Source organism: Sinorhizobium sp. RAC02, from assembly GCF_001713395.1.
In the GTDB taxonomy this organism is placed as follows: domain Bacteria; phylum Pseudomonadota; class Alphaproteobacteria; order Rhizobiales; family Rhizobiaceae; genus Shinella.
On record NZ_CP016450.1, the window covers coordinates 1,167,584 to 1,179,729 of the forward strand.

General features: G+C 60.9%; 9 protein-coding genes. 8 read left to right on the forward strand and 1 reads right to left on the reverse strand.

What is annotated here, in order from left to right; all coding sequences use genetic code 11:
- The first annotated feature begins 216 nt into the window (after positions 1 to 216).
- Genes BSY16_RS05535 through BSY16_RS05555 form a run of 5 tightly spaced genes read left to right on the forward strand, consistent with a single transcriptional unit; the run spans position 217 to position 5,055 of the window.
- Entirely contained in the window at positions 217 to 1,140 is a 924-nt protein-coding gene (locus tag BSY16_RS05535) for an amidohydrolase family protein (RefSeq protein WP_069058732.1), read from the forward strand.
- A 17-nt stretch (positions 1,141 to 1,157) separates the two neighbouring features.
- Entirely contained in the window at positions 1,158 to 2,102 is a 945-nt protein-coding gene (locus BSY16_RS05540; RefSeq protein ID WP_069058733.1) for an amidohydrolase family protein, read from the forward strand.
- Between the two features lie 60 nt (positions 2,103 to 2,162).
- On the forward strand, positions 2,163 to 3,536 hold the full coding sequence (locus BSY16_RS05545) for a UbiD family decarboxylase (RefSeq protein WP_069058734.1): 1,374 nt from the start codon (positions 2,163 to 2,165) through the stop codon (positions 3,534 to 3,536).
- A 3-nt stretch (positions 3,537 to 3,539) separates the two neighbouring features.
- A complete protein-coding gene (locus BSY16_RS05550) occupies positions 3,540 to 4,127 on the forward strand; it encodes a UbiX family flavin prenyltransferase (RefSeq protein ID WP_069058735.1) in 588 nt (195 codons plus the stop codon).
- 1 nt (position 4,128) lies between these two features.
- Positions 4,129 to 5,055, forward strand: a complete 927-nt coding sequence (locus tag BSY16_RS05555; RefSeq protein WP_069058736.1) for an XdhC family protein — start codon at positions 4,129 to 4,131, stop codon at positions 5,053 to 5,055.
- Between the two features lie 154 nt (positions 5,056 to 5,209).
- On the opposite strand, the gene BSY16_RS05560 is transcribed toward BSY16_RS05555, so the two are convergent.
- Positions 5,210 to 6,826 (reverse strand): M10 family metallopeptidase, encoded by a 1,617-nt coding sequence (locus BSY16_RS05560; RefSeq protein ID WP_083242834.1) that lies wholly within the window; start codon positions 6,824 to 6,826, stop codon positions 5,210 to 5,212.
- A gap of 172 nt (positions 6,827 to 6,998) precedes the next feature.
- On the opposite strand from BSY16_RS05560, the gene BSY16_RS05565 reads away from it, so the two are divergent.
- The 3 genes from BSY16_RS05565 to BSY16_RS05575 all read left to right on the forward strand — a co-directional run bounded on the left by BSY16_RS05565 (position 6,999) and on the right by BSY16_RS05575 (position 12,101).
- A complete protein-coding gene (locus tag BSY16_RS05565) occupies positions 6,999 to 7,229 on the forward strand; it encodes a hypothetical protein (protein WP_069058737.1) in 231 nt (76 codons plus the stop codon).
- 244 nt (positions 7,230 to 7,473) lie between these two features.
- Positions 7,474 to 8,733, forward strand: coding sequence for a ferredoxin reductase family protein (locus BSY16_RS05570; protein ID WP_069058738.1), 1,260 nt, complete (start codon positions 7,474 to 7,476; stop codon positions 8,731 to 8,733).
- A 104-nt stretch (positions 8,734 to 8,837) separates the two neighbouring features.
- A complete protein-coding gene (locus BSY16_RS05575; RefSeq protein WP_069058739.1) occupies positions 8,838 to 12,101 on the forward strand; it encodes a c-type cytochrome in 3,264 nt (1,087 codons plus the stop codon).
- Positions 12,102 to 12,146: the final 45 nt, after the last annotated feature.

Here is a 12,146-nt window from a genome sequence, read left to right on the forward strand (position 1 = left end):
CAATTGCTCACCGTCTGTTGGAAGATGAGGCCGCGATGTCGATGCTCACTGTAAAAGGAACACCTGTTGGTTGTGGTTGCCCTGCGGCGTCCGCACCAATTTTCCTTTCCTGTCATCGGCATTCCTGAGATCGCGCATCCATGCCGGCTTTTCGCCGGCCTGGCGTTTATCGCGCGGCCCCGCATCGACCGGACCCTCTACGACAGGAGAACAAGAATGATCATTGACCTAAGCTGCTACCCCACCGATCTGGTGGACCTGGCTTGGCGCCACGACGGACCGCCGTTCACCGGCGACAAGCTTTTGAAGATGATGGACGGCCCGTACTACGTGAACGGCAAGCCGCGCCGCATCGACAAGGCTTTCATCCAGCCGCCGCAGGGCAACACCATCTACACCCATGAAGTCATGGACCTGGAAGGCAAGGCCGCCATCCGTCAGTACATGGCCTATACGGAAAAGATGGTGACGGAGCATCCCGACCGTTTCCTCGGCTGCTTCGTCTACAACCCGCGCTACGGCACGCAGAACGGCGCCGAAGAAATCGAACGCTACGCCAAGGAATTCGATTTCAAGATGGTGCAGCTGCAGGCGAACATGCACGCCTACCGCCCAGACCGCGCGCTCGACTGGCTGCGTCCGGCCCTGAAGAAGTGCGCCGAGCTCGGCCTGATGGTGAAGGTGCACACCGGTGACGGTCCGTACTCGATCCCGACGGAATTCTACCCGATCATCCGCGAGTTCCCGGAAGTGAACTTCATCCTTGCGCATTTCGGCGTGCAGACCGGTGGCGTCTACGTGTTCGAGCCGATGCAGATGGCCCTGGACACGCCGAGCGTCTACGTCGAATCCGGCTGGTGCCTCCAGTCGCGCATTGTCGAATTCGCCAAGGTGCTGCCCAAGCACAAGATCCTCTTCGGCTCCGATACGCCGCCGAACGAGCCGGGCATGTGGATCAATCTTCTCGAAGTCCTCTGCCATGAGCCGCCGCAGGGCCTCAACCTCGATGAGGATACGCTGGAGGATTACCTCGGCAACAACACCGCCCGCATGATCGGTCTCGAGCCGACCAAGCCGCCGGCAAGCGTCGAAGAAGCCGAGGCGTATCTGCGCCAGCACGGCGTCTCGCTCGCCGCGTAAACTGAACGGAGTGAACAATGATTATCGATACCCATCTTCACCCGACGAACCTCGTGGACGAGGCATGGCGTCATACGGGTTCGCCCTTCACCGGCGAGCGCATGCTGAAGCTGATGGACGGCCCCTATATGATCAATGGCAAGCCGCGCCGGATCGACATGGGCTTCATCCAGCCGCCGCCGGGTAACACCGGCTACCGCGACGGCAACCGCAAGGGCCGCGAGGGCATTCGCGACTACATGGCCTATTGCGCCGAGCTGTGCCAGACCTATCCGGACCGCTTCATCGGCAACTTCAACTACAACCCGCGCTGGGGCCCTGAAAACGGCGCGGCGGAGCTGGAATTCCACGTCAAGGAGTACGGCTTCAAGATGCTGAAGCTGCATGCCAACATGCACGGCTACCGCCCCGACCGTGCACTCGACTGGCTGCGCCCGGCGATGAAGAAGTGCGCCGAACTCGGCGTGGTCGTTTTGATCCACACCGGCGACGGTCCGTACACGATCCCGACGATGTTCTACCCGATCATCCGCGAGTTCCCGATGGTCAACTTCATCATCGGCCATTTCGGCATCCAGACGGGCGGCAACTACTCGTTCGAATCCTTCTGGATGGCGATGGATACGCCGAACGTCTACTGCGAATCCGGCTGGTGCTTCCAGTCGCGCATCGTGGAGTTCGCCCAGCAGCTGCCGAAGAACAAGATCGTCTTCGGCACGGACAGCCCACCGAACGATCCGGGCATGTGGCTGCGCGAATTGGAAGTGCTCTGCAAGGACCCGCCGCACGGCATCAACCTCTCCGAGGACGATCTGGAAGGCTATCTCGGCAACAACATCGCCAAGCTCGTCGGCATCGACCCGTCACCACCACCGCGCGACGTGAAGGACGCCCAGGCGCGCCTGACGGATTCCTACGCCGGCGTCGACCGCGCCACCGGCAGGCATCTGGAATTCGCCTGATTTAACAATGGCGGCGCCTTTCGGGGCGCCGCTATCTACCCGCAGCATCGAGGCCGAGACATGACCCAGTACCACAAGCAAGACGTCCGCCGCTTCCTGGCCGACTACAAGGCCGACCATCCCGAGGACGTTATCACCATCGACCGGCCGGTCTCGGACGATCAGGACGCCACGGCGCTGATCTGGAACCTTGCGGAGAAGGGCCAGCATCCGATGCTGCATCTCAAGGATGTCAGCGGCATCGACAGTCCGGTGATCTGCAACATCTTTGCCTCGCGTGATCGTATTGCGCGGCTGCTCGGCTCGACGGCGGAAAACCTGCATGAGGCCTATCAGGCCCGCTCCAACCGGCCATTCACGCCGGAGATTCTGGAAAGCGGCCCGATCACCGAGGAAATCATCTCCGGCGACGCTGTCGATCTTCACGCGCTACCGATGCTGAAGCACTTCGATACCGACCGAGCGAAATACATCACCAGCGGCATCATCATCGGCGAGCACCCCGAAACCGGGGCCGGCAATCTCAGCTACCACCGCGCGATGATCCACTCGAAGAATTCGCTGGCCACCTCGCTGCATTCGCGCGGCCATCTCTGGCGCCTGATGAACATGGCGAAGGAGAAGGGCGAGCCGATGCCGGTCGCCATGGTGATCGGCGGCCATCCGCTGTTCATGATCGCTGCCTCCGCCCGCCTAGCCTTCGGCGAGGACGAGCGGGATGTGGCGGGTGGCCTGATGGGCGAGCCCTTGCAGGTCGTGCGCACGCCAAAATATGGCATTCGCGTTCCCGCCCATGCCGAGATCGTGCTCGAGGGCGTGCTGGATCCCGAGGCCCATGTGGAGGAGGGGCCGTTCGGTGAATTCACTGGCTATTCCTCCGACCGCTCGACCAACAACCTCTTCACCGTCGAGACGATCATGCGTCGGCGCGATGCCATCCTCGTCTCCGTGGCGGGTGGCAATTCGGCCGAACACCTGAACCTCGGCCGCGTGCCGCGCGAAGCGGAGGTCGTGGAGAAGCTGAAGGCGCGCTTCCCCTCCATCACCGCCGTGCACTACCCGTCCTCCGGCACCCATTTCCACGCCTACATCGCGATGAACCAAACGCGCGAGGGCGAGGCCCGTCAGATCATGCTCGGCCTGCTCGGCTGGGACCAGTATCTGAAGACCGTCGTCGTGGTGGATGCCGACGTGGACATTACCCGCGACAGCGAGGTGCTCTGGGCGCTCGCCACCCACTTCCAGCCGCATAAGGATGTCGTCATCATCGAGGGCCTGCCGGGGAATGCGCTCGACCCGTCGGCAAGCGGTATCGGCACGACCTCTCGCATGGGCCTCGATGCCACGCGCGGGCCGAATTTCCACGGCGTGCGCGCCCGCATCAGCGATGAGGCTTCGGCCCGCGCTGTAGCCCTTCTCAAAAGCGTGGGATAGGTCATGACGACGCGGCCAAGACGCATGATTGTCGGCATTTCAGGTGCTTCCGGCGTGGTCTACGGCAAGCGCATCCTCGAAGTGCTGCGCGACCTGGAGATCGAGACGCATCTCATCATGTCTCGCGCCGCCTGCATCACGCTCGCGGCCGAGGCGGATTTTACCAAGCAGGACCTTGAAGCGCTGGCGACGACCACGCATTCCAACAAGGATATCGGCGCGGTCTGTTCCTCCGGCTCCTACAAGACTCTCGGCATGATCGTTGCCCCCTGTTCGGTGAAGACCATGGCGGAAATCGCCACCGGCACGACCGACAACCTGCTGTCGCGCGCCGCCGACGTGGTGCTGAAGGAGCGCCGCCGTCTGGTGCTGATGCTGCGCGAAACGCCGCTCCATCTCGGCCACATCCGCAACATGGCGCAGGTGACGGAAATGGGCGGCATAATCTACCCGCCCGTGCCGGCCTTCTACGCCAAGCCGCAAAGCCTCGCCGACATGGTCGACCACACCGTCGGTCGCGTGCTCGACCTCTTTGATCTGGACCCCGGCATCGTGCGCCGCTGGCAAGGTACGCAAGACGGGGTGGCGTGACATGGCCGGCCGCATCGCCCCCGAACCGGAAACGCTGGAGCCTCGCGCCGCCTTCCTTTCGGACGATGCGATCGAGATCCTTGCCTTCGCCGCGCAATCCATGACCGATGGCCATGCAGTGGCCCTCGTCACGCTCGTCGAAATCCGTGGCGGCGCGGCCCGCGCGATCGGCGCGCAGATGGCGGTGTGTGCAGACGGCCGCTATTGCGGTTTCGTTTCCGGTGGTTGTACGGAGGCAGCTGTTGCCGCCGAAGCCGTGATTGCCCTTCAAAAAGGCTTGGACCGCAATCTTTGCCTCGGCGAGGGATCACCTTTCTTCGATATCGTCCTGCCGTGCGGCGGCGGCATCACGCTCGCCATTCACGTTCTTCGTGACACCGCCGTACTGCATCGTGCGCTGACGGCTCTGCAGCGCCGTATCCCCGTGTGCCTGCGCTATCATGCTGGCGCCCAGGCACTTGATCTGGAGGCGGGTGAGGGGAAGGCCGGTTGGGATGGGGATGCTTTCGTCCGCGCCTACCGGCCAAGGGAAAGGCTTGTGCTTGGCGGCACCGGAATGGAAGCCAGTGCGGTGGCGCAGATTGCGTCCGCGTCCGGCTACGAGGTCTTGCTGCTAGAACGAGGCCAGGTGCCAACAGACGACCAATTGGATCGCGATACCGCCGTGGCACTTCTGTTCCACGACGTCGACCGGGAACTGGTATTGCTCGAACGCGTTCTGGCATCGAGGGCTTTCTACATCGGCGCACTCGGAAGCCGCCGCACGCACGGGACGCGCTGCGCAGCCTTGCGGCAGCGTGGTTACTGTGACGCCGACCTCGCCCGGATAAAGGCCCCCATCGGAATCTTCGACAAGGCGAGGGATGCACGCACGCTCGCCCTCTCGATCGTCGCCGATATTGCACAGGCGCGGTTGCACGGTCTCTGAAAAACCGATGCCTTACCAAGGTTTGTGAAAGTTGCTGTAAATAAACCAACGACCTACGCAGACAAAAGGCTCGGCGAAGCCGAGCCTTTTTATGTCGATTGCAAAACGATCCCCTCCGGAAAGCGGGAGCGTTGCAGCTCGGCTGCCCTCGCGCCTAGAGGATAAAGTCACTCGCGTTGAGGTCGCTCAACTTGAAGTTACTGAGAACGATAATGTCCGTGCTGGCGAGTTTGATTTGCACGTCAGCGCCGACCTGAGTAGATTTGCTCAGGACCGAGCTGATCGATGAGAAGTTGTACGAACTCAAATCGATATCATCGACGTTGTTCTGGAAGTCGGAAATTATGTCCCTGCCATAGCCCGTGGCAAAATAGAAGGCATCGGCGCCGCCGCCGCCGGTCAGCGTATCGTTGCCTTTGCCGCCGGCAATCTTGTTGATGCCGCTGTTGCCGATCAACCTGTCGTTGAAGGCGCTGCCCAACAGATTTTCGATGGACGAATAGGTGTCTCCTCCCGCATCCCCAGTATTGATTGACGGATTCGCTAGGCTGGCCCGCACGGATGCTATCGCGTCGGCATAGGAGGCCGTGTCCACTCCGCTGCCGCCAATCAGCTTGTCAGCACCTGCACCACCAGTCAGCGCGTCGTTTCCGTTGCCGCCGGAGAGCACGTCGCGGCCCGCTCCACCATAGAGCTTGTCATTGCCGTCGAAGCCATAAAGGACGTCGTTGCCGTTGTTGCCCTGCAGTACGTTGGCCGCCTGATTGCCGCGAATCGCGTCGTTACCGCTGCCGCCTTTCGCATTTTCGATAAGGGATCGCAGATCGCCCTTGAACAGAAGTGCGTTGAAGATGTTGCCACGGGCAAAAGCATCCGTGTCGAAGTTCAACAACGCAAGTTGCACGTCGCTGAACTTGGAATGGTAGCCAGGGCGCAGATCGACCGAGAGGGCCGTCTTATAGGACGAAAGGTCATAGGTATCGTTGCCGCCGCCGTCCCAGATTGTTGCGAAAATGCGATTGCCGCCGGCATCGATGGCAACCTTGCCGTTGACCAAGGTATCGCCGCTATTTGGATTCCACTTGTAGACTGTTGCACCGGCATTTGTTGTGAAGTCGGCGCCATACATTCGCTGCAGCGCGGCGATGTCGTACATCATGTAGCTTTGTGCGTAGCCGAATTCTTCGTTCATGTAGCCATCGGTCGGGCCGCCGATGTTGGAGCGATAGGTCATGATGGAATATTCCATCGAGTCCTTCGAGGCGGGTAATGCCGGGAAGCCGTCTTCCACTTCGTGTCCGTGTTTCAGGCCGAGTGCATGGCCGATCTCGTGCAGCATGGTCGCCCAGGCGTAGTTGCCAGCGACAGGTGAGCGGTAATTGAAGGCACGACCGAACCAGACATCGCCACCGACATCTGCCGTGGTCGGGTAATAGGCATGAGCCGTTCCTGAACCATCCGTCTCGGCAAAGCGGAGCGTCGAGGTTGCGGTCGACCCCACCGAAATGTTTACGGCGGTGAAGCCCTCGACGGAGAACCCATCATTCGCGGAAGTACCCGCAGCCGCGTCCAGCGCAAAGCGCGCTGCCGTCTGCTGTTGGGTCGAAATCGTGCCGAAATTGTTCGTGGGCTCGCCCGTATAGGTGTAATCGTCCGATGTCGTGGGAAACGCATAGGTGATCGGACCGGACCAGGCGTAGCCAGAAAACAGCCCATCGACCGACGTTCCGGTTGCCGTTATGGTTTTGATGGTTTTACTTGTACCTGTCACGTCGTGATCTCCGGCTTGGTGGCGTTCGGTTCGGATGGCATCCTGCCATGGATAGGCCGCAATCTGCTTCGAGAATCGTAATGCAGCAACTCGTTATGCAATTGAAAACGTCCTAACATAAACGGATGATCGAGACATGCTATTCGGGTGGAGAATGAAATTGATCTCTAAAATGTCCATGATTGCGACAACCGGCTTCGTGCTTGCGGCAGCAGGCGACGGCCCTCCGGGTACGGGTGGCACCATGATACTGCCGACCGACCCCGAGATCGTCATCGAGGCCGAATACAAGAACTTCAAGGCGAAGGGTACGCGCGAAGCTCTTGAACTGTTCATCGCGCGCCATCCTGACCATCCGCTCGCCGAACAGGCGCGGGAAGATATTCGCCACCTCGGAAAATGACGGATCGAACAGTTGGGGCCGACGGCCGGAAGCGGATAGAGAGCGTTTCTATGTACCTATTTCCGTTGCAATATTAGGCCCTGATACAACCTAGCCCACCTCTGTTTTCCCCACACGGCAGATACACCCGAATAAAGCCGCAGGCCCGTCCGTCGATTAGAGGATTGCGGTTGACGAATGTCATGGGGCTTGCCAGCATACCCCCGGAATTCTGACCGGCCAGTTGAATTTGTGGGGGCATACATTGACTGCGGGTTCCATCATCGCGACGCTTCTGATCGTCTTTGCCGGCCTTCTGGCCGTGCCGGCCGTCAGCCATACCAATGCGGGAACCACGTTTTCGCTGATGGCCTCTTCGATGGCCTTCGTCGCCATGGGGATCGCCCAGTTCATGGCGACGCGTCCGCCTTTCATCGAACGGCTGTTTGGCGGGCTCGACCGCATCTACCAGTTCCATCGCAAGATCGGGATTGCGGTGCTCTGTCTTATCCTGGTGCACTATTTCATTGCACCGGATTTCCAGGGGCTTTCCGTAACGAGCGGGCTCAACCAACTCGCCAAGACGGCGGGCGAATGGGCGTTCTACGCCTTCGTCTTCCTGTTGATCCTCAGCCTCGTCAAGGTGATCCCGAAGACGCGGTTCCAGATCCCCTATCAGTATTGGCGCATCACGCACCGCTTCATCGGCCTGCTCTTCGTCATGGTGGCGTTCCATCAGATGTTCATCAAGCGCCCCTATGACGGCACGGCGCTGCTGGCGACCTATCTCAATCTTTTCGCTCTCATCGGCATCGTCAGCTACGCCTATACGCAGCTCCTGCCATGGCTTCGCACGCGCAGATACGAGGTTGTGAATGTCGAGCGCCATGACGGAGCGACGATCATTTCGGCAAGGCCGATCGGCGGCAAGCTTCGGGCGAAACCTGGCCAGTTCGGCTTTTTCCGCGTCAACAAGACGGGCCTTCGCGAGCCGCATCCCTTCACCATCGCCGGGATAGAGGACGATGGTTCGGTGCGCTTCGCCATCAAGCCGCTCGGCGATTATACCAAGGCGCTGCGCGAGACGGTTGCGGTTGGTGATGCGCTGACGCTCGAGGGCGGATACGGGCATTTCAATCATAAGCGCGGCGGCAAGAAGCAGATCTGGCTTGCCGGCGGCATCGGAGTCACGCCGTTTCTCGCCATGGCGAGCCGGCTGAAGGGCGACGAGGGGCAGGATATCCACATGGTCTACTGTGTGCGCGACGGAGCGGAGGCGATCGGCCTCGAGACATTCCGGGCGCAGGCGGAAAAGCTCGAGAATTTCAACTTCGTTCTGCACAATTCGGCGACCGACGGGCGCTTCGATGCAACGAAGCTCGTCTCCGGCACGACGATGAATCCGGCCGAGGCCGACCTGTGGTTCTGCGGCCCGCCGCCTTTGCGGCTGGCCATCGAAAAGGGATTGAAGGAACTCGGCAAGGCACCGCGCCGCGTCGAGTTCGAGCGTTTCGAGTTTCGATAGGACAGTTCCCGAAGAAACTGCGAAGCGGTTTTGCATCCGGAATTGTGTGAGAGAGATTGAATTTCCAGCCGGTCCGCCGGCCTCTTGGAGCGAGGGAACAAGCCATGCGCATGTTCAAGACATCATTTTCCCGCCGAAGCTCGGGCATTGCCGCAACGCTTGGCCTCGCCATGCTGGCTATCTGTCCCACCGGGGCATTGGCGATCGACCAGTTCGCGCCGGATGCCTTCGGCACCTACCAGCCGAATGTCGACAACGGCAAGGTCATGTTCGGTGCGGCCGGCTGCGGCGCCTGCCATGGCTCGGGTGACAACACGGAGCTGCTGTCCGGCGGCATGGAGATGCAGACGGCGATCGGCAAGTTCTTCGCGCCGAACATTTCCGCCCATCCGAACGGCATCGGCGGCTGGTCGAATGCGGACTTCCTGAACGCCGTGATGGTCGGCCTCGACAAGGAGGGCAACAACCTCTACCCGGTCATGCCCTATACGTCCTATGGCGGCATGAAGCCGGAGGATGTGCTGGATATCAAAGCCTATATCGACACGCTGCCGCAATCGGATGCCGCCTCGCACGAGCATGAGATTGCCTTCCCGTTCAATCGGCAGACCACGCTGACGCTTTGGAAGCGCAGCCATTTCACCGTGCAGGCCTATCAGCCGCGCGAGGAAACGCAGATGGAGCGTGGCCGCTACCTCATCGAGAATGTCGGCGGCTGCGGCGATTGCCATACGCCGCGCACCACGACCTACGGCCTCGATCTCGCCCGCGCCTATGAAGGCGAGAAGGGCCTCACCGGCGCCGTCGCGCCGGATATCACCAAGGCGCGCATGAGCGGTCTTGCTTCGCATGAAGTCTTCACCAAGGGCCTGATCGACGAGGGCAAGAAGCTCTCCGGTTCACCGCTGTCCGATCCGGTCATGCGCCGGATCGCGCAGGGCCTTTCGACGCTTTCCGATGAGGACAAGCAGGCGATGTACGCCTTCCTTGCCGATCGCGAGGTGAAGGTAACGCCCGTCGAGACCAGCACCGCGCCGGTCTGCAGCGAGGCGACCGCCGAAAGCGCCCTCGGTGCTGCCGGGGGCAGTGCGGATTTGGCCTCTGCGGCCGATGCCTTCATCGGCAAATACTGCCGCAATTGCCATGGCCCGGGCGAAAGCTCGCAAGGGTCCTTCCCATCGGGTGACCTTGCCTCGATTGCTGCAAACCCGGCCTTCGTGACGCCCGGCGATGCCGCCAAGTCGCTGCTCTACACCAGCGTTACCAGCGGCCGCATGCCGCTCGGCAAACGCCCGGACGATGCCGAAGTGCAGGGCCTTGCCGACTGGATCAATTCGCTGAACCAGTCTGATATTCCAACCGCGGTCTCCGCAACGCAGACCAAGCGCTCGCGGCCGATGCTGAAATATCTCGATTTCGTCGAGCTGGCGCTGCGCGATATCTCCAAGGTGGACGAGCACGACCAGCCGTTCATGCGCTATTTCAGCTATCGCGACCAGTATAACGGCATGATGAGCTGCGAGACGCATGAAACCTTCCTGAAGCGCATGCGAGTTCTCGCCGGCGGCTTCAAGAAGCTCTTGAATTCGCTGTCCTATGGCCCGGAACTGGTGCTGCCCAAGGAAGTGGAGGGCTCCGACGGCCTGCTCGTTCGCGTCGACCTGCGTGACCTCGAATGGAGCCAGGAAGACTACGACTTCCTGATCAACGAATACTTCTATGGCGTGGAACCGACGAGCGATGCCCAGCTGCATTCGCTTGCCAAGGCGACGCAGTCGCAGCTTCCCATCATGCGTGTCGACTGGTTCATGAGCAACGGCGCGCGGCCGAAGGTCTATAACCGTCTCATGAAGCTGCCGACCAATATTTCCGAGCTTGAAAAGCGCTTCCAGGTGCCTGTCGATCAAAACATCGAGCGTCGCCGTATCGTCCGTGCGGGCTTTGCCGATGGCTCTTCGGGTGTTTCCGATCACAATCGCATGCTGGAGCGCCACGACATGCCGTTCGGCGGCTATTACTGGAAGTCCTATGACTTCGCCGGCGATGTCGGCAAGCAGGTGCTGAAGCGCTTCCCGGCGGGTCCGGAAGGCGTTCGCCTGAAAGCCGGTCTCGAAGCCTTCGACCATGACGGCGGCGAAATGATCTTCTCGCTTCCGAACGGCATGCAGGGCTACTATCTCTCGACCGACAAGGGCGACCAGCTCGATATCGGCCCGACGGCGATCGTCTCCTTCCGCAAGCGACCGATCGGCAAGGGTGTCGAGATCATCAATGCCCGCTCGTGCTTCGACTGCCACTTCGACGGCATTCTCTCCAAGCGCGACCAGTTGCGTGAGCATATCGAAACCTCCACGCTGTTCTCCAAGGACCAGCAGGACGAGCTGCTCGCCGTCTATGTGCCGCAGGAGGAGTTGAACGAGGTCTACAAGCGCGACACGGATCGTTTCGTCGCTGCGCTCGATCGTCTCGGCATCACCGAAGCGACTTCCGGCGGTGGCAAGACCAGCCTGAAGGCACCCGGCGGCGCGGAAATCTTCACCTACTTCGCCGACAAGTACGAGGATGAGTTGAACTTCGAACAGCTGGCTGCCGAGTTCGACATGACGCCGGAGGAGTTCTCCTCCGACATCCGCCGCCTCACCGACGTGAATGCACTGCGCATCGGCATCGATTGGGTTGCGACGCTCGAATCGGGCGCCACGATCCCGCGCACCGAGGTTGAAGAGCAGTATGCCTTCATGCTGGAACCGCTGCTGCAGCTCGAACCGCTGAAGCGCGGCGTCAATCCGGACGTGGCCGTCAACAATACCGGCGATGCCTCCTACACCAAGCCGGCCGTGGACAACACGGGCTATCAGCAGCCGGAGCAGAAGCAGGAGCAGGCCGTCGACAACACCTATGTCACGCCGGCCTACAAGCAGGACGACAAGGCGCAGGCTGAAAAGGTCAAGCTTGCCCTGCATGTCCCGTCGACAAGCGCGAAGGTGGGGGATTACCTGAGCTTCGAGCTCAGCACGAACCACGCCTGCGAGCTTCAGGTGATGTATGTGGAGGACACCGGCAATGTGGAAATCATTCCGGACGTCATGATCGGCAACACCACGCTGAACACCGGTGAACGCCGCCTGATCCCGCAGCCGGGCACGGGCAACCTGACCTTCGATTCGCCGTCACCCGGCGAAACGATGATCGCCTACTGCAAGATCGGCGGCCTCGGCGACCAGAAACTGACGGCCGAGCAGGCCAAGCAGCTGGCCGTCAGTTCGAAGCAGCCGACCACGCGCGGCATTGCCGTCAACCTCGCCAAGCAGGCCGAGAAGGACAATGGCGCGGCCGGTCTTCAGATGGTGACTTTCGAGATCAAATGATAACAAGGGCAGGGGCTTTCAGGCCCCTGCCTATTTTTTGCCAAA

Bases quoted from the DNA above. Each gene is read 5' to 3' on its own strand.
- BSY16_RS05535 (WP_069058732.1), top strand. From the start codon at position 217: ATGATCATTGACCTAAGCTGCTACCCCACCGATCTGGTGGACCTGGCT.
- BSY16_RS05540 (WP_069058733.1), top strand. From the start codon at position 1,158: ATGATTATCGATACCCATCTTCACCCGACGAACCTCGTGGACGAGGCA.
- BSY16_RS05545 (WP_069058734.1), top strand. From the start codon at position 2,163: ATGACCCAGTACCACAAGCAAGACGTCCGCCGCTTCCTGGCCGACTAC.
- BSY16_RS05550 (WP_069058735.1), top strand. From the start codon at position 3,540: ATGACGACGCGGCCAAGACGCATGATTGTCGGCATTTCAGGTGCTTCC.
- BSY16_RS05555 (WP_069058736.1), top strand. From the start codon at position 4,129: ATGGCCGGCCGCATCGCCCCCGAACCGGAAACGCTGGAGCCTCGCGCC.
- BSY16_RS05565 (WP_069058737.1), top strand. From the start codon at position 6,999: ATGTCCATGATTGCGACAACCGGCTTCGTGCTTGCGGCAGCAGGCGAC.
- BSY16_RS05575 (WP_069058739.1), top strand. From the start codon at position 8,838: ATGCGCATGTTCAAGACATCATTTTCCCGCCGAAGCTCGGGCATTGCC.